The organism is Aeromonas sp. MR16 (assembly GCF_022549315.1).
GTDB classification, from domain to species: Bacteria; Pseudomonadota; Gammaproteobacteria; order Enterobacterales; family Aeromonadaceae; genus Aeromonas; species Aeromonas aquatica.
The window spans coordinates 1-21,534 of record NZ_JAKZFK010000026.1 but is presented as its reverse complement, the minus strand read 5'-3'; the positions used below and the strand labels follow the sequence as shown (position 1 = coordinate 21,534).

The 21,534-nt window shown below is 61.1% G+C and carries 16 protein-coding genes, 6 tRNA genes and 1 pseudogene; 9 read left to right on the top strand and 14 right to left on the bottom strand.

Going from position 1 to position 21,534, the window contains the following annotated elements; genetic code table 11:
• Positions 1 to 153: 153 nt before the first annotated feature.
• The 5 genes from MM194_RS16715 to pbpG all read left to right on the top strand — a co-directional run bounded on the left by MM194_RS16715 (position 154) and on the right by pbpG (position 6,717).
• Complete coding sequence (locus MM194_RS16715; protein WP_241344184.1) at positions 154 to 609, top strand: DNA polymerase III subunit chi; 456 nt, start codon at positions 154 to 156, stop codon at positions 607 to 609.
• A 60-nt stretch (positions 610 to 669) separates the two neighbouring features.
• Positions 670 to 3,522: a valine--tRNA ligase gene (locus MM194_RS16710; RefSeq protein ID WP_241344183.1), complete on the top strand. Its 2,853-nt coding sequence runs from the start codon at positions 670 to 672 to the stop codon at positions 3,520 to 3,522.
• Between the two features lie 251 nt (positions 3,523 to 3,773).
• Positions 3,774 to 5,069 carry a hemolysin family protein gene (locus tag MM194_RS16705; RefSeq protein ID WP_033131700.1) on the top strand — a complete coding sequence of 432 codons (1,296 nt, stop codon included), beginning with the start codon at positions 3,774 to 3,776 and terminating at the stop codon, positions 5,067 to 5,069.
• An 18-nt stretch (positions 5,070 to 5,087) separates the two neighbouring features.
• Complete coding sequence (locus tag MM194_RS16700) at positions 5,088 to 5,753, top strand: DedA family protein (RefSeq protein WP_033131701.1); 666 nt, start codon at positions 5,088 to 5,090, stop codon at positions 5,751 to 5,753.
• 136 nt (positions 5,754 to 5,889) lie between these two features.
• Positions 5,890 to 6,717, top strand: coding sequence for a D-alanyl-D-alanine endopeptidase (pbpG, locus tag MM194_RS16695; protein ID WP_033131702.1), 828 nt, complete (start codon positions 5,890 to 5,892; stop codon positions 6,715 to 6,717).
• Positions 6,718 to 7,210: 493 nt separating this feature from the next.
• Here pbpG and MM194_RS16690 read toward each other — a convergent pair.
• The 12 genes from MM194_RS16690 to pncC all read right to left on the bottom strand — a co-directional run bounded on the left by MM194_RS16690 (position 7,211) and on the right by pncC (position 14,728).
• A tRNA-Arg gene (locus tag MM194_RS16690) sits at positions 7,211 to 7,287 on the bottom strand.
• A 29-nt stretch (positions 7,288 to 7,316) separates the two neighbouring features.
• Positions 7,317 to 7,393 (bottom strand) — tRNA-Arg (locus MM194_RS16685).
• 28 nt (positions 7,394 to 7,421) lie between these two features.
• A tRNA-Arg gene (locus MM194_RS16680) sits at positions 7,422 to 7,498 on the bottom strand.
• A 26-nt stretch (positions 7,499 to 7,524) separates the two neighbouring features.
• Positions 7,525 to 7,601 (bottom strand) — tRNA-Arg (locus MM194_RS16675).
• Between the two features lie 100 nt (positions 7,602 to 7,701).
• A tRNA-Arg gene (locus MM194_RS16670) sits at positions 7,702 to 7,778 on the bottom strand.
• A gap of 3 nt (positions 7,779 to 7,781) precedes the next feature.
• A tRNA-Ser gene (locus tag MM194_RS16665) sits at positions 7,782 to 7,874 on the bottom strand.
• Between the two features lie 213 nt (positions 7,875 to 8,087).
• Entirely contained in the window at positions 8,088 to 8,276 is a 189-nt protein-coding gene (gene csrA, locus MM194_RS16660) for a carbon storage regulator CsrA (protein WP_033131703.1), read from the bottom strand.
• Positions 8,277 to 8,369: 93 nt separating this feature from the next.
• Complete coding sequence (locus tag MM194_RS16655; protein WP_033131704.1) at positions 8,370 to 9,617, bottom strand: aspartate kinase; 1,248 nt, start codon at positions 9,615 to 9,617, stop codon at positions 8,370 to 8,372.
• Between the two features lie 16 nt (positions 9,618 to 9,633).
• The gene (gene alaS, locus MM194_RS16650) at positions 9,634 to 12,258 is read right to left on the bottom strand and encodes an alanine--tRNA ligase (protein ID WP_241344182.1); all 2,625 of its coding nucleotides are present in this window, start codon (positions 12,256 to 12,258) and stop codon (positions 9,634 to 9,636) included.
• A gap of 279 nt (positions 12,259 to 12,537) precedes the next feature.
• Positions 12,538 to 13,059: a regulatory protein RecX gene (locus tag MM194_RS16645; protein ID WP_033131706.1), complete on the bottom strand. Its 522-nt coding sequence runs from the start codon at positions 13,057 to 13,059 to the stop codon at positions 12,538 to 12,540.
• Between the two features lie 35 nt (positions 13,060 to 13,094).
• Positions 13,095 to 14,156, bottom strand: a complete 1,062-nt coding sequence (gene recA / locus MM194_RS16640) for a recombinase RecA (RefSeq protein ID WP_033131707.1) — start codon at positions 14,154 to 14,156, stop codon at positions 13,095 to 13,097.
• Between the two features lie 80 nt (positions 14,157 to 14,236).
• Positions 14,237 to 14,728, bottom strand: a complete 492-nt coding sequence (gene pncC / locus MM194_RS16635; protein ID WP_033131708.1) for a nicotinamide-nucleotide amidase — start codon at positions 14,726 to 14,728, stop codon at positions 14,237 to 14,239.
• A 255-nt stretch (positions 14,729 to 14,983) separates the two neighbouring features.
• Between pncC and MM194_RS16630 the strand changes: the two genes are divergently transcribed.
• Complete coding sequence (locus tag MM194_RS16630) at positions 14,984 to 15,391, top strand: Spy/CpxP family protein refolding chaperone (RefSeq protein WP_241344181.1); 408 nt, start codon at positions 14,984 to 14,986, stop codon at positions 15,389 to 15,391.
• Positions 15,392 to 15,666: 275 nt separating this feature from the next.
• Positions 15,667 to 18,240, top strand: a complete 2,574-nt coding sequence (gene mutS / locus MM194_RS16625; RefSeq protein ID WP_241344180.1) for a DNA mismatch repair protein MutS — start codon at positions 15,667 to 15,669, stop codon at positions 18,238 to 18,240.
• A 74-nt stretch (positions 18,241 to 18,314) separates the two neighbouring features.
• On the opposite strand, the gene MM194_RS16620 is transcribed toward mutS, so the two are convergent.
• Complete coding sequence (locus MM194_RS16620) at positions 18,315 to 19,913, bottom strand: BCCT family transporter (protein ID WP_042643124.1); 1,599 nt, start codon at positions 19,911 to 19,913, stop codon at positions 18,315 to 18,317.
• 9 nt (positions 19,914 to 19,922) lie between these two features.
• A complete protein-coding gene (locus MM194_RS16615; RefSeq protein WP_241344179.1) occupies positions 19,923 to 20,450 on the bottom strand; it encodes a hypothetical protein in 528 nt (175 codons plus the stop codon).
• Between the two features lie 162 nt (positions 20,451 to 20,612).
• Between MM194_RS16615 and MM194_RS16610 the strand changes: the two genes are divergently transcribed.
• Entirely contained in the window at positions 20,613 to 21,092 is a 480-nt protein-coding gene (locus tag MM194_RS16610; RefSeq protein ID WP_241344178.1) for a MarR family transcriptional regulator, read from the top strand.
• Between the two features lie 105 nt (positions 21,093 to 21,197).
• A pseudogene (locus MM194_RS16605) lies at positions 21,198 to 21,534 on the top strand (IS3 family transposase); the annotation flags it as partial.

Sequence of the window (21,534 nt, the reverse complement as noted above, 5' to 3'; positions counted from 1 at the left end):
CTCCTCTTCGGATGCCCCGTCAGGAGAGTGGTATCACAAGGAAGAGGCCCGCCTCTTCCTTGTTTCATTGAGAGAATCCGGGAAGACCGTGCCAGGCACGGCTCCCCGCAGACGGCCAATCGCTGTCCGTCACAGCCAAACGGGACCAACCTGATGAGCCAAGTGACCTTTTACCTGATGAGCGAGCAGGACGATCCGCAGGCCTCTGCGGTCGAGCGGCTCGCCTGCCAGTTGGCAGCCGACAGCTGGAGCGCGGGCCATATTTACCTGTACTGCGCCGACGAGGCCCAGGCGCTGCGCCTCGACGAACTGCTGTGGCAACTGCCAACCGATCGTTTCGTGCCGCACCAGCTGCAGGGCGAGACTGGCCAGGCGCCGGTGGAGATTGGCCATCAGCCGCCGAAGCGGCGCTATGCCCGCCTCATCAATCTGACCGAGCAGACACCTTTGTTTGCAGGACACTTCGCTCAAGTGGTAGATTTTGTCCCCACTGACGAAACGCAAAAGCAGCAAGCCCGCGAGCGCTACAAGCACTATCGCCAGGCAGGCCACACCCTCGACATGAGGGATCAGCCCGTCGTTGCCGCACCGGATCCGGCGCAGCCCTGACTGCGTCCAGCACGATCCAGACCCATTCACACCAGAATCCATCCAGAATACGGCGAGACCATGGAAAAGACCTTTAATCACAACGCCATCGAACAGGCGCTCTATCAGCACTGGGAATCCCAGGGTTACTTCAAGCCCCACGGCGATACCAGCAAAGACTCCTTCTGCATCATGATCCCGCCGCCGAACGTCACCGGCAGCCTGCACATGGGTCACGCCTTCCAGCAGACCCTGATGGACACCCTGATCCGCTACAACCGCATGCAGGGCAAGAACACCCTGTGGCAGGCAGGCTGTGACCACGCCGGCATCGCCACCCAGATGGTGGTGGAGCGCAAGATCGCCGCCGAAGAGGGCAAGACCCGTCACGACTACGGCCGTGATGCCTTCATCGACAAGATCTGGCAGTGGAAGGAAGAGTCCGGCGGCACCATCACCCGCCAGATGCGCCGCCTCGGCGACTCCGTGGACTGGGAGCGCGAGCGCTTCACCATGGATGAGGGTCTGTCTGAAGCCGTGCAGGAAGTGTTCGTGCGCCTGTACGAAGATGGCCTGATGTACCGTGGCAAGCGGCTGGTGAACTGGGATCCCAAGCTCAATACCGCCATCTCCGATCTGGAAGTGGAAAACCGCGAGATCAAGGGCCACATGTGGCACCTTCGCTACCCGCTGGCCAACGGCGCCAAGACCGCTGAAGGCCAGGATCACCTGATCGTCGCCACCACTCGTCCCGAGACCATGCTGGGTGACACCGCCGTCGCCGTAAACCCGGAAGATCCACGCTATAAAGCGCTGATCGGCCAGCACATCCTGCTACCGCTGGTGAACCGCCTGATCCCCATCGTCGCCGACGAACACGCCGACATGGAGAAGGGCACCGGCTGCGTGAAGATCACCCCGGCCCACGACTTCAACGATAACGAAGTGGGCAAGCGTCACAATCTGCCGATGATCAACATCTTCACCCTGGACGCCCACGTGCGTGCCGAGGCCGAGGTGGTCGATACCAACGGCAACCCCAGCACCGCCTACGACGCCGCCCTGCCGAGCGAGTTCGCCGGGCTGGAGCGCTTCGCCGCCCGCAAGGCCATCCTGGCCAAGCTGGACGAGCTGGGCCTCCTGGCCGAAACCAAGGATCACGTGCTGCAACAGCCCTATGGCGATCGCGGCGGCGTGCCCATCGAGCCCATGCTGACCGACCAGTGGTATGTGCGCGTGGCCCCCATGGCCAAGACCGCCATCGAGGCGGTGGAAGATGGCCGCATCCAGTTCGTGCCCAAGCAGTACGAGAACATGTACTTCTCCTGGATGCGCGACATTCAGGACTGGTGCGTCTCCCGTCAGCTGTGGTGGGGTCACCGCATCCCGGCCTGGTATGACGAAGCCGGCAAGGTCTACGTCGGTCGCGACGAGGCCGAGGTGCGCGCCAAGCACAACATTCCGTCCGTGACCGTACTGCGTCAGGACGAAGACGTGCTGGACACCTGGTTCAGCTCCGCCCTCTGGACCTTCTCCACCCTGGGCTGGCCGAACAACACCGAGGCGCTCAAGACCTTCCACCCGACCGACGTGCTGATGAGCGGCTTCGACATCATCTTCTTCTGGATTGCCCGGATGATCATGATGACCATGCACTTCATCAAGGACGAGGACGGCCAGCCGCAGGTACCGTTCAAGACCGTCTACATCACCGGCCTCATCCGGGATGAAGAGGGCCAGAAGATGTCCAAGTCCAAGGGCAACGTGCTGGACCCGCTCGACATGATCGACGGCATCTCCCTGCCGGATCTGCTGGAGAAGCGCACCGGCAACATGATGCAGCCGCAGATGGCCGAGAAGATCGGCAAGCGCACCGCCAAGCAGTTCCCGGAAGGGATCGAGGCCCACGGCACCGACGCCCTGCGCTTCACCCTGGCGGCGCTGGCTTCGACCGGTCGTGACATCAACTGGGACATGAAGCGCCTGGATGGCTACAACAACTTCTGCAACAAGCTGTGGAACGCCTCCCGCTACGTGCTGATGAACACCGAAGAGCAGGATTGTGGCCTCAATGGCGGCGAGATGCAGTTCAGCCTGGCGGATCGCTGGATCCAGTCCCAGCTGCAGGTCGCCATCCGTGACTTCCGCACCGCCCTCGACACCTACCGCTTCGACATGGCGGCCGGCATCCTGTATGAATTTATCTGGAACCAGTTCTGCGACTGGTATCTGGAGCTGACCAAGCCAGTACTGGGTAAAGGCTCCGAGGCCGAGCAGCGCGCCACTCGTCACACCCTCGTGACTGTGCTGGAAACCCTGCTGCGCCTGGCGCACCCCATCATCCCCTTCATCACCGAGACCATCTGGAAGTCGGTGGCGCCGCTGACTGGCGTGCATGCCGATACCATCATGCTGCAGCCCTTCCCCGAGTTCGATGCAGCCAGGCTGGACGAGACTGCCATGGCGGATCAGGAGTGGGTGAAGGAGTTCATCGTCGGCATCCGCAACATCCGCGCCGAGATGAACGTCTCCCCGAGCGTCGGCCTGAACGTGCTGCTCAAATGCGACGCCAAGGACGCCCAGCGCGCCCAGGATAACGAGGCCTTCCTCAAGTCCCTCGCTCGCCTGGAATCCATTCACGTGCTGGCGGACGGTGAAACCGCCCCCCTGTCGGTGAAGAAGCTGATCGGTGCCACCGAGCTGATGATCCCCATGGCGGGCCTCATCGACAAGGAGGCCGAGCTGGCCCGTCTGGCCAAGGAAGTGGCGAAGCTGGCCGGTGAGTGCGCCCGCATCGAAGGCAAGCTCGGCAACGAGGCCTTCGTAGCCAAGGCGCCGGATGCCGTCATCGCCAAGGAGCGCGAGAAGCTGGAAGAGTACCGCCTCCAGCTGGCCAAGCTGGAAGCCCAGCAGGTCGAGATCGCCGCCCTGTAAGCGAACCCTGATGGCAAAAAGCCCCCGTTTATCGGGGGCTTTTTATTTTCTGGCCCCAGAGGATCTGGCATCAGGGGCCGTGGCACCGGTTGCCGGGATCGGGACCCGCCAGCGGCCGATGCCGTTTTTCTGCGCTTTTCTCCCCATCTAATTGAAAAATTCACGAACCAAATCACCCGCTTTCACAAGCGCATCGCGTGCAAATTCATTACACTGCCAGCGATCTTTTCTATTCGGAGTGCTGCCCCAGTATGGAAGTATTGATCCTGCTTGGATTGATTTTGCTCAATGGCATGTTCGCCATGTCGGAAATTGCCATCGTCACCGCGCGCAAGGCTCGCCTCGCCAAACTGGCCAGCGAGGGCAATCGCTCCGCCGCCATCGCGCTCAAACTCGGTGAAAACCCGACCCATTTCCTCTCCGCCGTGCAGATCGGCATCACCAGTATCGGCCTGCTCAACGGTATCTACGGCGAGTCCCTGCTGGCTCAACCCTTCGCCCTCTGGTTGCAGGAGTGGGGCCTGTCCGCCAACAGCAGCAGCCTGCTCGCCACCGTCATCGTCGTGGTGCTGGTGACCTATCTCTCCATCGTCGTGGGGGAGCTGGTGCCCAAACGCCTCGGCCAGCTCAATGCCGAGCGCATCGCCTGCCTGGTGGCTCGCCCCATGCTCTGGCTGGCCACCCTGACCCGTCCCTTCGTCTGGTTGCTGTCGACCTCGACCAATGCCAGCCTGCGCCTGCTGCGGGTCGATCAGAGCAGCAGCAACAACGTCACCCAGGAGGAGATCCACGCCATTCTGGTGGAGGGCTCCGAAGCCGGGATCATCGAAGACCACGAACACACCATGTTACGGAATGTGTTCCGTCTCGACGAGCGCAGCCTCTCCTCCCTCATGGTGCCCCGCAGCGACATCCGTTATCTGGATCTCTCCCTGCCGCTGGAGGTCAACCTGCAGCGACTGGTGGAATATCGCCACAGCTTCTTCCCGGTCTGTGACGGCAGCCTGTCGGATCTGGTGGGCATCCTCAACGTCAGCAAGGTGCTGCACGCCTACATCAAGGGTGACCCCATCGATCTGGCGGCCCTGACCCAGGATGGCAGCCTGCTGCCGGAGACCCTCAACGGCCTCGAGCTGCTCAACCATTTCCGCACCCACTCCGAACACATGGTGCTGGTGGTGGACGAGTACGGCGAGCTGCAAGGGCTGGTCACCCAGCAGGATTTGCTGGAGACCCTGGCCGGCGACTTCCAGCAGGAAGGAGGAGAAGAAGACAACTGGGCCTTCCAGCGCGCCGATGGCAGCTGGCTGCTCGATGGCCTCATCCCCCTGCCCGAATTGAAGGACTGTCTGGAGCTGGTACGGCTGCCGGAAGAAGAAAAACATCACTATCACACCCTCGGAGGGCTTATCATGCTGCTCCTTGGCCGCCTTCCCCAGACGGGAGACATCGTCACCCTGGAACAGTGGCAACTGGAAATAGTGGATATGGACGGCCTGCGCATCGACAAGGTGCTTGCCATGCCTTTGACCGACCAACCCAGCTAACCTGCGGAGTTTGCACGTATGGAGCAGTTTTACCACCTGGCTCACGCCTTCATGAATCAGGATCTGGCGGCACTGTCCGATCCCAAGATGGTCTTCATGGTCTATATCGTCCTGCTGACCTTCCTGGTGCTGGAGAATGGCTTCATCCCGACCGCCTTCCTGCCCGGCGACACCCTGCTGATCCTGACCGGCGTGCTCATCTATCAGGGCGTGCTGCCGCTGGCGATAGTCCCGCTGCTGATCGTGGCCACCTTCGTCGGCACCTGGTTTGGCTATATGCAGGGGCGCTTTCTCGGCCACACCCAGATGTACCACAGGCTGATGTCCCACCTGGATGACAAGCACAAGGAGAAGGTCTACTACCTGCTCAACAAGTACGGCATCGTCACCCTGATCACCGCTCGTTACATCGCCTTCGTGCGCACCGCCTATCCCTACATCGTCGGCGCCAGCGAGATCCCCCAGGGGCGCTTCCTGGTGGTCAACCTGATCAGCTCCATCATGTGGATCTGTCCGCTGGTGGGTCTGGGTTACTACCTGAGCCACACCAAGCTGGCCGCGCAGTACGAGTCCCAGTTCCTCAGCGTCATCCTCTGCCTGCCGCTGGTGTTGCTGGTCGGCGGACTGATCGCACTGGTCTGGCGCTGGCTGAGCAAACGCAAGGCCACCGTCTCCAAGGATTGAGACGAGCAACGAGGGTCGCCGGCAGGCGGCCCTTTTTTATGGAAATAATGTCGAAATCCCCGCTGGTGCTCTTGTAAAGCGAGGGCAAAAATGAGTGAATCTAGCGCCTTTTTTCGCTGTAGATGGAGTCGGTTGTATGGGGTGTCGGATTCGCGCAATCGCGCTGCTGTGTGGGTTGATGGGACTGCTTGGATTGCCTGTGGCCCTGGCGGCACCCAACCCAGCCAATCTGAAGTTGCAGTCGGGCAGCGCCCTGGTGATGGACGTCAACACGGGCAAGACGCTCTATCAGAAGAACCCTGCTCAGGTGCGCCCCATCGCCTCCCTCACCAAGCTGATGACCGCCCTGGTGGTACTGGATGCCAAGCAGAGCCTGAGCCAGACCCTGACCGTCGACCAGAACGACAGGGACAACATCAAACACACCTACTCCCGGGTGCGCTTTGGCACCAAGGTGACCCGCCGCGATGCCCTGCATCTGGCGCTGATGTCCTCCGAGAACCGCATGGCCTCCGCCCTGTCCCGCCACTACCCCGGTGGCCGCTCGGCCTTCATTCGCGCCATGAACAACAAGGCCAAGCAGCTCGGCATGCGCAATACCCGCTACTATGACTCCACCGGCCTGTCGACCCGCAACGTCTCCACCGCCCAGGATCTGGCCAGGCTCATCTCGGCAGCCTATCGCCAGCCGCTGATCCGCCAGTTCACCCAGAACGACAGCATGGAGATGCGCTTCTCCAACCCCTCCTATAGCCTGATGTTCAACAACACCAACCCCCTGGTGAAGAACCCGGACTGGGACGTGCGCCTCTCCAAGACCGGCTACACCGACGAGGCGGGCCGCTGCCTGCTGATGCGCGCCAAGCCGGATCGCCAAGAGCTCGCCATAGTGCTGCTCAACTCGGTGGGTAAACGTACCCCCATCGGCGATGCCAACCGCATTCGCAAGTGGCTGAAAAGCTGAGCGGATAGCTGAAACGAAGAAGGATGCCTCGGCATCCTTTTTTATTGTCCGGCGTTCGCCATCCCCACCACTCACAGGCTCGCCATGCCTGCCTGAGCAGATGCCTAAGAAATGGCTGGCGGCCTGGATAAAGGAATGGCATGCGCTCACAGGCTAGCTGTGGCTGTCTGAGCCGCTCCCCAAGGGATGGCGGGCGGACCTTGATGGTATGGGAATAACACGCGCCCACAGACCCGCGGTGGCTGTCTGAGCAGATTTCCAGGGGAGGGCGGGCGGGCCGTGATGGTACTGAAGTAGAAAGCGCTCAGAACGGCCAGGGCGGGTGCTTGACGCGGCACAGGGGAATCCGCCGGGACTTGTCGAGCGGGCGACGAAGCACCCCAGAAGACAGAGAAAAATAGGCTTGAATGTGTAAATAGCAGCATATTTTCATGCTGAAAGAGGAAATCAGCACATAAAAAAACAGCCTCGACTTGAGTCGAGGCTGTCTGTATGGTGCGCCCGGGAGGATTCGAACCTCCGACCACCTGGTTCGTAGCCAGGTACTCTATCCAGCTGAGCTACGGGCGCTCATCAACTTTTAGCATTGCCTTCAAAAATGGTGCGCCCGAGAGGATTCGAACCTCTGACCACCTGGTTCGTAGCCAGGTACTCTATCCAGCTGAGCTACGGGCGCTCATCAACTTTTAGCATTGCTTTCAACATGGTGCGCCCGGGAGGATTCGAACCTCCGACCACCTGGTTCGTAGCCAGGTACTCTATCCAGCTGAGCTACGGGCGCTCATAAATCATTGATTTCATTTTAAATGGTGCGCCCGGGAGGATTCGAACCTCCGACCACCTGGTTCGTAGCCAGGTACTCTATCCAGCTGAGCTACGGGCGCCCTGATTTAAAACGATAAAAAAAGCCTACTTATCAGTAAGCCTTTTTCAAAGTGTCGACTTGCTGATGGTCAACACATGACTCTTGCTTGAGTCGTAATATGGTGCGCCCGGGAGGATTCGAACCTCCGACCACCTGGTTCGTAGCCAGGTACTCTATCCAGCTGAGCTACGGGCGCAAATGGCGGAGAAGGGGGGATTCGAACCCCCGATGCGGGTATAAGCCGCATACTCCCTTAGCAGGGGAGCGCCTTCAGCCTCTCGGCCACCTCTCCGTTTGCGGGGCTGATAATACTTCACAGGGATTTTTAGTCAAACACTTTTTTGGAGAAAACAGAGCGTTCGCTCAGCATTTGGCCAAAGAGTGGAATATTCAAGCAATATCGACACTTACCCCGTCATTTCGCACCCTGCGAAGCCATTTGCAGGGCCCTGAAAAACAAAAGGCGACACCGCAAGTGTCGCCTGATAGCTGCTATTGATGCGGCTTAGAAGGTCGGTTGACCCGGTACTTTCTCGGCCTGTATCCGCATGTAGATCTCTTCGCGGTGCACGGAGACCTCTTTCGGTGCGTTGACACCGATACGAACCTGGTTGCCTTTCACGCCCAGCACGGTGACAGTCACTTCGTCACCAATCATCAGGGTTTCCCCTACACGACGAGTCAAAATAAGCATTCGCTTGCTCCTGTATCCTGTTTTGTAATTATATCGATATGCGCCATTATCTTACAAAGATACCGATATGGTAAATGGTTGAAACTAAATCAATCAGGGATTGTTCCCCAAGGGCTGCTCATGAGGCTCATTATCCAGCCCGAACGCGGAGTGCAACGAACGCACTGCCAGCTCCAGGTACTTCTCGTCAATCACTACAGATATCTTGATTTCAGAGGTGGAGATCAGCTGCATGTTGATCCCCTCCTCGCCCAATACCTTGAACATGGTGCGCGCGACGCCCGGGTGATTCCACATACCGACCCCGACGATGGAGACCTTGGCGATCTCCCCGTTGCCCTGCACGCAGGCGGCCCCCAGTTCGGTGGCGGTCTCCTCCAGCAGGGCGCGAGCCCGGCGGTAGTCATCGCGATTCACCGTGAAGGTAAAATCGGCGGTGCCATCCCCCAGGGTGTTCTGCACTATCATGTCGACATCGATGTTGGCATCGCTGATCGGATTCAGGATCTGCGCCGCCACCGTCGGCCTGTCCGGCACACCCAGAATGGTCAGGCTGGCCTCGTTGCGATTGAACGCAATGCCGGATACCAGGGGTGCTTCCATCCTCTCACCTCCGTATGTGATCAAGGTTCCCTCTCCGTCGATAAAGCTCGACAGCACCCGTAGCGGCACGCGGTACTTGCCCGCGAATTCCACCGAACGGATCTGCAGCACCTTGGCCCCCAGGCTCGCCATCTCCAGCATCTCCTCGAAGGTGATGGTGGAAAGGCGGCGGGCCTTGGGTTCGATGCGCGGATCCGTGGTATAGACCCCATCCACATCGGTAAAGATCTGGCATTCATCAGCCTTGAGGGTCGCCGCCACCGCCACCGCCGTGGTGTCCGAGCCACCGCGACCCAGGGTCGTGATGGCGTTGTGTTCATCACGACCCTGGAAGCCGGCGATCACCACCACCTTGCCCGCGCTCAGTGCAGACTGTACCTGCTCGGTATCTATGTGGCTGATCCTGGCCTTGCCATAGGCGGAATCGGTATGGATACGTACCTGATCACCGGTCATTGAGACCGCAGCACAACCCCGTTTGTTCAACGCAATCGCCAGCAGCGCTATGGTGACCTGCTCGCCGGTGGAGACCAGCACATCCATCTCGCGCCGATTGGCGTCAGGATCCAGCTGCTGGGCCATGCCCAGCAGCCGGTTGGTCTCGCCCGACATGGCGGACACCACCACCACCACATCGTGTCCTTGAGCGCGGGTCTGCTGAACCCGCTCGGCCACCGCCGCGATCCGCTCCAGCGTACCGACCGAGGTGCCGCCGTACTTCTGTACATAAAGTGCCACAGATCACCTCGCCCTCTTACAGGCGCTCTTCCAGCCAGGAGTGAACGGATTGCAGCGCCGCCGGCACGGCTTCAGGCTGAGTACCACCCGCCTGCGCCATGTCGGGACGACCACCGCCCTTGCCGCCCACCTGCTGGGCCACCAGGTTGACCAGCTCGCCGGCCTTCACCTTGGCGGTCAGATCGTTGGTCACACCGGCGATCAGGTTGACCTTGTCATCGCTGCTGGTCGCCAGCAGCACGACACCGGACTTCATCCGGTTCTTCAGCTCGTCCAGCATGCCGCGCAGGGACTTGGGATCGGCCCCGTCCAGTGCGGCGATCAGCACCTTCTGACCCTTGATCTCGACCACCTGGCTCAGCAGGTCGCTGCCGGCCTGAGCGGCCAGCTTGGCCTTGAGCTGCTCCAGCTCGCGTTCCATCATCCTGGACTTGTCCAGCAACTGGCGCACCTTGCTGCCGATGGAGAACTGATCCCCTTTCACCAGGGCAGCGGCTTCTTCAAACTGCTCTGCCAGCTGGTGCATGAAATCGATGGCGCCCTTGCCGGTCACCGCTTCGATGCGGCGCACCCCGGCGGCGACACCGCTCTCGGCGATGATCTTGAAGAAGCCGATGTCACCGGTACGCTTGGCGTGAGTACCGCCACACAGCTCGGTGGAGTAGTCACCCATGCGCACGACCCGCACATCGTCTTCATATTTCTCACCAAACAGCGCCATGGCGCCGGCGGACTTGGCCGCTTCCAGATCCATCACCTGAGTGACGACATCGTGGTTGGCACGGATCTGGGCGTTGACCAGCTCCTCAACCCGGCGAATGGTCGCCATGGTCAGGCCTTCGAAATGGGAGAAGTCGAAGCGCATGCGATCGGCCCCGACCAACGAGCCCTTCTGAGTCACGTGATCGCCCAGCGCCTGGCGCAGGGCTGCGTGCAGCAGGTGGGTGACCGAGTGGTTCAGGGCCACGGCCTGGCGGCGCTCCCCATCGACCACGGCTTCCACCACGGCCCCCTTCTCCAGGGTACCCAGCTCCAGATAGCCCTTGTGAATGATGGCCTTGCCCGCCTTCTGGGTGTCGGTCACGGCGAAGATGCCGTCATCCACCTTGAGGATGCCACTGTCGCCCACCTGACCACCGGATTCGGCGTAGAAGGGGGTCTCGGCCAGCACGATCACCGCTTCTTCACCGGCGATCAGGCCGCTCACTTCGATAGCATCCTTGTAGATGCCGACCACCTGAGTCGTTTGGCTCAGCTGCTTGTAACCGGTAAATGGGGTCTCGAAATCGAGTTTCAACACCTCGTTGTAGTTCACGCCGAAGCTGGAGGCCTCTTTGGCACGGGCGCGCTGCTTCTCCATCTCGACACGGAAACCTTCTTCGTCGATGCCGATCTCGCGCTCGCGCACCACGTCGGCGGTCAAGTCCGCCGGGAAGCCGTAGGTGTCATACAGCTTGAACACCACCTCACCCGGGATCACCTTGGCATCCCCCAGGTTGGCCAGCACGTCTTCCAGCAGCAGCAGGCCTCTGTCCAGAGTGCGGACGAACTGTTCCTCTTCGATGCGCAGCACGCGCTCGACCAGCGGCAGCTGGGCGATGAGCTCAGCGCCTACGTCCTTCATCTGTACCGCGAGTTCGGCGGCCAGCTTGTAGAAGAACACATCGGTGGCACCCAGCTTGCGACCGTGACGCACGGCGCGGCGGATGATGCGACGCAGCACATAGCCACGACCCTCGTTGGAGGGCATGACACCGTCTGCCACCAGGAAGGCGCAGGAGCGGATGTGGTCGGCGATGACGCGCAGGGACTGGTTGCTCAGATCCTCGGTGCCGACGATCTCGGCCGCCTTCTTGATCAACGCCTGGAAGATGTCGATCTCGTAGTTGGAGTGCACGCCCTGCATGATGGCGGAGATGCGCTCCAAGCCCATACCGGTGTCCACGGAGGGACGGGGCAGCGGTTCCATGGTGCCGTCAGCCTGACGGTTGAACTGCATGAAGACCACGTTCCAGATCTCGATGAAGCGGTCACCGTCTTCTTCCGGTGAGCCGGGAGGGCCACCCCAGAGGTGGTCGCCGTGGTCATAGAAAATCTCGGTGCAGGGGCCGCAGGGGCCGGTATCGCCCATCTGCCAGAAGTTATCGGAAGCGAAGGCGGCGCCCTTGTTGTCGCCAATGCGCACGATGCGCTCGACCGGCACGCCGATTTCATTGGCCCAGATGTTGAAAGCTTCGTCGTCCGTTTCATAGACGGTCACCAGCAGGCGCTCTTTGGGCAGCTTGAGGGTACCGGTCAGGAATTCCCAGGCAAAACGGATGGCGTCCTGCTTGAAGTAGTCACCGAAGCTGAAGTTACCCAGCATTTCGAAGAAGGTGTGGTGACGAGCGGTATAGCCGACGTTTTCCAGGTCATTGTGCTTGCCGCCAGCCCGCACACAGCGCTGGGAAGTGGTGGCTCTGTTGTAGGCACGCTTGTCTGCGCCAAGGAACACATCCTTGAACTGGTTCATCCCTGCGTTGGTGAACAACAGGGTCGGATCGTTGTGCGGCACCAGCGAGCTGGAGGAGACAACCTGGTGCCCCTGGGAGCGGAAATACTCGAGGAACGCGGAACGTAACTCTGACGTGGACATATACATGGAAAATCCTGCTTGATTCGGATACGGACTTTTAATCGCAATAATGTAAGTTTTCTGCGGGGTAAAGTAAAACGTACCGGCTCGTGCCGGGTGAAAAAGCACGCATCGTCCGCAACGCGGGAGGAAGGCATGGCCATGCCGCCAGAGGCGGCGGCCATAGGAAGTGGGTACTTGCAACTGAAGGTCTGACCAGAACGGGGGTTCTGGGGCAGGACCTCGGTATGAGATGGCTGGCGGGAGACGGCCATCCGCCAGTCAGATCACACGATGACGGGACTGCTAGTCGCCCCGTTCCTGCATGGCGGAAAGGGCATGACGGGCCTGCTCCTGATTGAAGCCTCGCCCGAGCAGGTACTTTAGCCACTTCATCCGCACCTTGAAGTCACCCAGATCGCTCGCCCTGGCCCGACGTTGCAGCAGTTCGGCTGCCAGTTCGAACCAGTCCAGTTCAGGCTGCTCGAATGCGGTCTCTATCTGGGTATCGCTGAGCCCCTTGCGGCGCAGCTCGAAGCGGATCTTGATGGGGCCCTGCCCCTTGGTGGCACCGGCCCGCACCGCCATGGCGCCATAGCGCTCGTCATCGACCCAGTGATAACCGCGGCAATAATCGAGCACCGAGCCGATCACCTCGTCGTTGAAACCCTGTTTGCGCAAGCGGTTCGCCAGCTCGGATTCGGCGCTCTCCCGGCGTGCCAGGCTGCGCATGGCAAAGGCGCGGGCCGCGGCAAACATCTCCTCGAATGAGGGTTCTTCTGGGGGGACTGGGGTATCGGCGGGTTCTGACATGGATTCATCGACCATAAATGACAAGGCCGGGGGTTAGCCCGGCCTTTCTGTTACTCGAGTTCTTCGCCCTCGGGCTCGAACTCGTCGGCCTCGATAGCGGCAGGTTTGTCACCCACCGGCGCGGCGCCGGAGAGCAGCAGTTCGCGCAGCCTGGCTTCCACTTCGGCCGCCATGGCCTTGTTCTCGGCGAACAGCTTCATCACGTTGGCCTTGCCCTGACCAATCTTCTCGCCGTTGTAGCTGTACCAGGCACCCGCCTTGTCGATCAGCTTGTGCTTGACGCCCAGGTCCACCAGCTCGCCCTCCTTGGAGATGCCGGCACCGTAGAAGATCTGGAACTCGGCCTGCTTGAAGGGCGGGGCCACCTTGTTCTTGACGACCTTGACGCGGGTCTCGTTACCGACCACTTCATCGCCATCCTTGATGGCGCCGATGCGACGGATGTCCAGGCGCACGGAGGCGTAGAACTTGAGCGCGTTACCACCAGTGGTGGTTTCCGGGCTGCCGAACATGACGCCGATCTTCATCCGGATCTGGTTGATGAAGATACAGAGGCAGTTTGCGTTCTTGATGTTGGCAGTCAGCTTGCGCAGCGCCTGGGACATCAAACGAGCCTGCAGGCCGACGTGGGAATCCCCCATCTCGCCTTCAATTTCCGCTTTCGGTGTCAGGGCGGCCACGGAGTCGACGATGATGACGTCGACGGCGTTGGAGCGCACCAGCATGTCGCAAATTTCCAGCGCCTGCTCACCGGTATCCGGCTGGGAGATCAGCAGCTCATCGACGTTGACCCCCAGCTTGGCGGCATAGATAGGATCGAGTGCATGTTCCGCATCGACGAAGGCACAGGTCTTGCCTTTCTTCTGGGCTTCTGCGATCACCTGCAGGGTCAGGGTCGTCTTGCCCGAGGATTCCGGACCGTAGATCTCGACGATACGACCGCACGGCAGACCGCCGATACCCAGCGCCACGTCCAGGGAGAGAGAACCGGTGGAGATGGCTTCGATGTCCATGGTCTTGCTGTCGCCAAGACGCATAATGGAACCCTTGCCGAACTGCTTTTCAATCTGGCCCAGCGCAGCCGCCAGTGCCTTCTGTTTGTTCTGATCCATGCCAATCTCCGCTGGGAATCGTGATGAAGAAGTGAAGTTGGGCTAAGTATACTGTTTATGCATACAGTATCAAGCCCAATTTATCTGAGCAGAGCCAACAAGCCGGACAACGCCTGCCTGACGGCCTGCCGCCGCACCTGCTGCCGGTCGCCATCGAAGCGGGCCAGCAGGGAGTGATGACGACCGCTCTTGTCTACCCAGGCAAACCAGACGGTGCCGACCGGCTTGTCATCGCTGCCCCCACCCGGCCCGGCGATGCCGCTGATGGCGACGCTGATGGCCGCATCCGAGCGGGCCAGGGCGCCCCTGGCCATCTCCAGCACCACGACCTCGCTGACGGCACCGTGGCGCAGCAGGTTGTCGATGCTGACCCCCAGCATCTGCTGCTTGGCCTCATTGGTGTAGGTGACGAAACCTCTGTCGAACCAGCCGGAGCTGCCCGCCACCTCGGTGATGGCCGTGGCGACGCCGCCGCCGGTGCAGGATTCAGCCGTGGCGGCCATCCAGCCCCTCCCCGCCAGCGCCTCCCCCAGCTCCTGGGATAAGCGGATAATTTCAGCTTCAAGCCCCATGGTCGTACCCTCTTTGGCCCTTTTCAGGCGAAATATGGGGCCCATTATGCAGTTGTCCCCAAGCCCGGGCAACCGGCCGGGAACCCGCTGCGTCCCGTCTTGGCCCAGGACAGCAACTGTCGCAGGCTTTGCGGGCAAGCTCTGCCATATCAGCTAGTTACCCCCGCTTAAGCTCCAGTACATGGGGGCTCCCTATAATCAGCAAGCACCGCCGCGTATGCGGTTTTATCCTATGACAAGCAGGAGTAAAGACAGATGAAGCATCAGTTCAAAGTCGCCGTTGCCGCCCTGGCGATGTGCTTTGCAAGCAATACCTTTGCCACCGAGAGTACCACTGACCTGCAGAGCGAGACCACCTTGGCCCAGGAGCTGAACCTGTCCAGCGCCCAGACGGAGCAAATCAAAGGATTGCGTGAGCAGACCGTGAATAGCCTGAGCTCACTCAAGCTCGACGCCATCGGCCAGGACGTGATCGTCAACATGATCAAGTCGGGCAAGTGGGATGAGGCCGCCGCCAAGAAACAGCTGCAGACCATCAGCGACATCCAGGCCCAGGCCCGTTACTATCGCGCCTTCTACCTGTTCGAAGTCAGCAAGGTGCTGACCGCCGAGCAGAAAGCCAAGCTGCACGAGATGATGAGTGGCGACGAAGCCATGTACTAAGCTCAGCCCCTGAGTCGGCTCCCCGCCATTGACGGCGGGGGACCATCAACATCTTCCCCTACTGCCTTTATTCTCACCCCGCCAGACTTTCTCTTAGCTTCACACCCGATACTGACACCTGACAGCCCTCTCCCCCTTTTACCGCCACCCCATTCGCAATACCCCAAAGACAGAGATTCCCCCTCACCATCCGGCCTCGAGCATGTAGAATAGCGGCCAGATTCAGACCCATTACGGCAGACGCTTGCCCGCAAGAGCACCCTCTGGAACAGCACATGACAGCACAATACCAAGCCCCCAGCGCCGCCCTCGGCGCCCACACCCCCATGATGCAGCAGTATCTTGGTCTCAAGGCCGAGAATCCGGAGATCCTGCTGTTCTACCGGATGGGCGACTTCTACGAACTCTTCTATGACGATGCCCGCAAGGCCTCCCAGCTGCTCGATATCTCCCTGACCAAGCGTGGTCAATCCGCTGGCAGCCCCATTCCCATGGCGGGGGTGCCCTATCACGCCATCGAGGGCTATCTCGCCAAACTGGTGCAGCTCGGCGAATCCGCCGCCATCTGCGAACAGGTGGGGGATCCCGCCACCAGCAAGGGGCCGGTGGAGCGCAAGGTCATCCGCATCATCACCCCAGGCACCGTCTCCGACGAGGCGCTGCTCTCCGAGCGCCAGGACAACCTGATCGCCGCCGTCTATCACGATGGCCGCCGCTTCGGCTACAGCACCATGGACGTCAGCTCCGGCCGCTTCTTCATCAACCAGTTCGACAAGGAAGAGACGCTGCTGGCCGAGCTGCAACGCACCAACCCGGCCGAGCTGCTCTACCCGGAATCCTTCGAGTTCCTGCATCACGTCGAGGGTCGTCGCGGTCTGCGCCGTCGCCCCGAGTGGGAATTTGAGCTGGGCACCGCCCGCAAGCTGTTGTGCCAGCAGTTCGGCACCCAGGATCTGGTGGGCTTTGGCGTCGAGCAGAGCGAGACAGCCCTGTGCGCTGCCGGCTGCCTGATGCAGTACGTGAAAGACACCCAGCGTACCGCCCTGCCCCACATTCGCGGCGTGCGCCTTGAGCAGCCGGATCACGCCGTCATCATGGATGCCGCCACCCGCCGCAACCTGGAGCTGACCCAGAATCTGGCGGGAGGCTATGAAAACACCCTGGCCGAGGTACTGGACAGGACCGCCACCCCCATGGGCAGCCGCTTGCTCAAGCGCTGGATCCACCAGCCGATCCGGGATCGGGTGATCCTCAAGGGACGGCAGAGCACCATCAAGGAGCTCATCGAGCAGAACCTGTACGACGATCTCGGCGCCCTGCTGCGCCAGGTCGGCGACGTGGAGCGGGTGCTGGCGCGCCTAGCCCTGCGCAGTGCCCGCCCGCGCGACCTGACCCGCCTGCGGCAGGCGTTCGCACAACTCCCCGAGCTGCAAAGATTGTTGGCCGACAGCGAGCACGAGGCGGTACAACAGCTCGGCGAGCGGGCCAGCACCTTCCCCGAGCTGCTGGACTTGCTGGAGCGCGCCATGATGGAGGTGCCGCCTGTGCTGATCCGCGACGGCGGCGTCATCCGTGACGGCTTCAATCAGGAGCTGGACGAGCTGCGGGACTTGGCGAACGGCGCCACCGCCAGCCTGGCGCGTATCGAGGAGCGGGAAAAGACCCTGACCGGCATCAACACCCTCAAGGTGGGCTACAACAGGGTGCACGGCTTCTATATCGAGGTGAGCCGGGCCAACAGCCATCTGGTGCCAGCCCACTACATCCGCCGCCAGACGCTCAAGAACAACGAACGCTACATCATCGACGAGCTGAAAAAGTACGAGGACAAGGTACTCACCGCCCAGGCCCAGGCGCTGGCACTGGAGAAGCGGCTCTACGAGGAGCTGCTCGATGCCCTGCTGCCCCACCTCGGGGATCTGCAGGAGTCGGCGGCCGCGCTGGCAGAGCTGGACGTGCTGGCTAACCTCGCCGAGCGGGCCGAGACCCTGGACTACCGCTGCCCGCAGCTCATCGACGAGGAGCAGATCCTGATCGAAGGGGGCCGCCACCCGGTGGTGGAGCAGGTGATGAGCGATCCCTTTATCGCCAACCCGATCCGGCTGGCCCGGGAGCGGCGCATGCTGATCATCACAGGCCCCAACATGGGCGGTAAGTCCACCTACATGCGCCAGACCGCGCTCATCGTGCTGCTGGCCCACATCGGCGCCTTCGTCCCCGCCGACAGCGCCCGCATCGGCCCCATCGATCGCATCTTCACCCGCATCGGGGCGTCCGATGATCTGGCCTCGGGCCGCTCCACCTTTATGGTGGAGATGACCGAGACCGCCAACATCCTCAACAACGCCACCGCTCGCAGCCTGGTGCTGATGGACGAGATCGGCCGCGGCACCAGCACCTATGACGGCCTGTCTCTGGCCTGGGCCTGCGCCGAGCAACTGGCGAGCAAGATAGGTGCCTACACCCTGTTCGCCACCCACTACTTCGAGCTGACCCGGCTGCCGGAGCTGATGGAGGGGCTGGCCAACGTTCACCTCGATGCTGTGGAGCATGGGGACACCATCGCCTTCATGCACGCGGTGCAGGAGGGGGCGGCGAGCCGCTCCTACGGCCTACAGGTCGCGGCGCTGGCGGGAGTGCCGAAAGCGGTGATAAGCCAGGCCCGCCACAAGCTGGCGGAGCTGGAGAGTGCCGCGCCGGCCCCCACCAGCGGGAAGACACGCAAGGCCCCGCCAGTGCCGATAGCCCAGCCCCACCCCGTGGTGGAGGAGCTGGCCGCGGTGCGCCCGGACGAGCTGAGCCCGCGCCAAGCGCTGGATCTGCTCTACCGCCTCAAGCAGTTGCTGTAACCGGCTCTGCCAGCACAGGATGCAAAAAGGGGAACCTCGCGGTTCCCCTTTTCATTTCACGCCGTGCCAGCGGCCTAGGCCGGACCAATCCTGTCCATCAGGCTCATGTGGGAGGAGCCGTCGTGGCGCTTGAGCTTCTGCCGGTATTCAAACTGGTGCTGGCTCTCCTGCTTGAGCCCCAGCATCAGCGAATAGCACATGGCCAGCATGATCAGCGAGAACGGCAGCGCGGCTATGATGCTGGCCGCCTGCAGGGCCGCCAGCCCGCCGGATACCAGCAGGATACCCGCCACCAGCCCCTGCCCCAGGCCCCAGATGGCGCGGTGCAGCACCGGGGGATCCTGATCGCCGATGGAGAGCAAGGTAGTAATGACGAGCGTGCCCGAGTCACTGGAGGTGATGAAGTAGGTGCAGATCAGCAGGGTCAGCACCCCCTTGGCGATCCAGCCGAAGGTCTCCCAGTGCAGCAGCTCCACCGTCTTGTAGAGCGCCAGGGTCACGTCCTGATTGACCGCCGCCACCACACCACCGCCCCCGAACAGCTCCAGGTTCATGGCGGTGCCGCCGAATACGGTGAGCCAGAACATGCCGAGCAGGGAGGGCACCAGCAGCACGCCGAGCACGAACTCACGGATGGTGCGGCCCTTGGAGATGCGGGCGATGAACATGCCGACGAAGGGCGCCCAGGCTATCCACCAGCCCCAGTAGAAGGCGGTCCAGCTCGACTGCCAGGCCGAGGTGCCGTTGGCCTCGGTGTTGGTCCAGAAGCTCAGCTTGATGATGTTCTGCAGGTAGTCGCCGATGTTCTGCACATAGGCGTTGAGGATGTAGGTGGTCGGGCCCAACACCAGGAAGAGGCCGAGCACGAACACGCTGAGCCAGATGTTGAGTTCGGACAGCAGCTTGACCCCGCGCCCCACCCCGGACACAGCCGACAGGGTCGCGATCAGGCTGATGCCGCCGATGAGCCACAGCTGATTGCCTTGGGACACCGTCATGCCGAACATCTGGTTCAGGCCGGTGTTCATCTGGGAGACGCCGAGGCCGAGGGAGGTCGCCACCCCGAACACGGTACCAAAGACCGCCAGCACGTCGGCGGCATGGCCCCAGAAGCCGTAGATGCGCTCGCCGAGAATGGGATAGAGCACGGAGCGGATCGCCAGCGGCAACTTGCGGCGATAGCTGAAGAAGGCCAGGGAGAGGCCGACGATCACATAGATGGCCCAGGGGTGCAGGCCCCAGTGGAAGAAGGTGAGGCGCATGGCGATCTGGGCCGCCTCCGGGGTCATCCCTTCGGTGATGAAGGGGTTGCCCTGCAGGTGGTTCATGGGCTCGGCGATGCTCCAGAACACCAGACCTATGCCCATGCCAGCGCTGAACAGCATGGAGAACCAGGCGAAGTAGCCAAACTCCGGTACCTGGTCGTCGTCGCCCAGCCGGATGCTGCCAAAGCGGCTGAACATCAGGTAGACGGCGAAGAACAGGAACAGGGCGACCACCAGAATGTAGTACCACTTGAAGCCTGCAATGATGTTGTCCTTGGCGCCGACGAACCAGGCCGCGGCTGTCTCCGGCACGAAGACCCCGAACAGCAGGAACAGGGTGATGACGGTCAGGGCCGTCATGGCCATGGTGGGATTGAGGCCTTTCAGTGGCCCTTTGGTTGCTCGCATCTGGCCTCCTTAGTCGTTGTTGAAAAAGTCTTCACCCACGTGATCTCCCGCCCCGCCGATGGCGCGATAGACCAGGCGGCCTGCCACCTGCTCACGGTGATCCACCAGGCTGACCGAAGGTTGGCCGTTCACCGCGTGGCGCTTGCCGAGGAAGATGGCCATGGGCATGCCCAGATTGGAGATGCCGCTGGTGATCCAGAGCCGGTTGAAGTCGTAAGAGCCGCCGATGAACTCGAGCTGGGCCAGGCCGGTATCGAGGCCGGTCAGGTAGAAGTTCATGGCGCTCTCGTCGGGGAAGAGGTGAACCAACACATAGGCATAGCGCAATTCATTCACCAACTCCTTTAGGCTGAAAGCACCTGTCTCGCTGCAGGAGAGCGGCAACTCGCCATCGTAGTGGTGCACCTTGAGGTTGTTGGGGTCCTCGTCATAGACGGGTTGATAGCGCACGAAGGCCGAGGTATCAGGCAGCTCATAGCGCACCCTGACGACCCTTAGTCCGGCCACCAGCGACTTGATATCCAGTGCATCATTCATGTATTACTCCTCGAATATCGGGTTAAAATTCGGAAATTGTCCGACAACCTAACACATTATTCATTAGAGCAGAAATGATTACACCAAAAACTATATTGACCTTGTGACGAATTAGGCGGACAATTTTGCGCCTCTCAACTGCCCTGCCACGACCCAGATCCCATGGAAAAACATGATGAAGTGCTGGTTGCCCTGCGCCAGATCATCCGTGCCATCGACATGCACTCCAAACGCTTGATCAAGGAAGCCGGACTGACCTCGCCGCAGCTCCTGCTGCTCAAGGGGATCAACGAGCTGGGGCAGATCTCCATGCGCCAGCTGGCGGATCACACCAACATGAGTCAGGCCACCGCGACCACCATCATGGACCGCCTGGAGAGCCGTCAGCTGGTGCAGCGCATTCGCAGTGAAACAGACAAACGCAAGGTGCACGCGACCCTGACTGACGCAGGCCGTGCCCTGCTGGCACAGGCACCCACCCCGCTGCAAGAGAGCTTTATCCAGCGCTTCCAGGCGCTGGAAACCTGGGAGCAGGGCCTGTTGCTCTCCTCCCTGCAACGCATCTCGGCCATGATGAATGCCGATGGCATCGATGCCGCCCCCGTGCTGAGCGTCAGGCCACTCACCGAAGAACGGGCCTGAGGCAGCAACGGACATAAAAAAGCTCCCTATCGGGAGCTTTTTTCTTTGGAATGTCCCGTCCTGAATATGGTTTACACCTTTCCCCCCCAATAAATGGAAAACCCGATGGGACAAGGTGTGAAACGGACACAGCGCGATTACTCGCTGACTTTTAAATTAGCCGTGGTCGAGCAGATTGAAAAAGGCGAGCTCACCTACAAACAGGCTCAGGCCCGTTATGGCGTTCAGGGCCGCTCCACCGTTCTGGTATGGTTGCGTCAACATGGTCGGCAAGATTGGAGCCTGGGGGCTTCTGCGCGCGCCGACAGGAGTATCACCATGCCTGACCCCGACAACCAGACGCCCGAACAACGTATCAAGGAGCTCGAACAGCAGCTGGCGCTGATGAGCCAGAAGGCCCAGTTCTTTGAGGCCGTCGTCGATGTCCTGAAGAACGACTACG

Coding starts and splice junctions, on each gene's coding strand:
- pbpG (WP_033131702.1), top strand. CDS start 5,890: ATGGGGTGTCGGATTCGCGCAATCGCGCTGCTGTGTGGGTTGATGGGA.
- MM194_RS16645 (WP_033131706.1), bottom strand. CDS start 13,059: ATGGTCGATGAATCCATGTCAGAACCCGCCGATACCCCAGTCCCCCCA.
- MM194_RS16610 (WP_241344178.1), top strand. CDS start 20,613: ATGGAAAAACATGATGAAGTGCTGGTTGCCCTGCGCCAGATCATCCGT.
- MM194_RS16615 (WP_241344179.1), bottom strand. CDS start 20,450: ATGAATGATGCACTGGATATCAAGTCGCTGGTGGCCGGACTAAGGGTC.
- csrA (WP_033131703.1), bottom strand. CDS start 8,276: ATGCTTATTTTGACTCGTCGTGTAGGGGAAACCCTGATGATTGGTGAC.
- MM194_RS16710 (WP_241344183.1), top strand. CDS start 670: ATGGAAAAGACCTTTAATCACAACGCCATCGAACAGGCGCTCTATCAG.
- pncC (WP_033131708.1), bottom strand. CDS start 14,728: ATGGGGCTTGAAGCTGAAATTATCCGCTTATCCCAGGAGCTGGGGGAG.
- MM194_RS16715 (WP_241344184.1), top strand. CDS start 154: ATGAGCCAAGTGACCTTTTACCTGATGAGCGAGCAGGACGATCCGCAG.
- MM194_RS16620 (WP_042643124.1), bottom strand. CDS start 19,913: ATGCGAGCAACCAAAGGGCCACTGAAAGGCCTCAATCCCACCATGGCC.
- MM194_RS16630 (WP_241344181.1), top strand. CDS start 14,984: ATGAAGCATCAGTTCAAAGTCGCCGTTGCCGCCCTGGCGATGTGCTTT.
- MM194_RS16700 (WP_033131701.1), top strand. CDS start 5,088: ATGGAGCAGTTTTACCACCTGGCTCACGCCTTCATGAATCAGGATCTG.
- mutS (WP_241344180.1), top strand. CDS start 15,667: ATGACAGCACAATACCAAGCCCCCAGCGCCGCCCTCGGCGCCCACACC.
- MM194_RS16705 (WP_033131700.1), top strand. CDS start 3,774: ATGGAAGTATTGATCCTGCTTGGATTGATTTTGCTCAATGGCATGTTC.
- recA (WP_033131707.1), bottom strand. CDS start 14,156: ATGGATCAGAACAAACAGAAGGCACTGGCGGCTGCGCTGGGCCAGATT.
- alaS (WP_241344182.1), bottom strand. CDS start 12,258: ATGTATATGTCCACGTCAGAGTTACGTTCCGCGTTCCTCGAGTATTTC.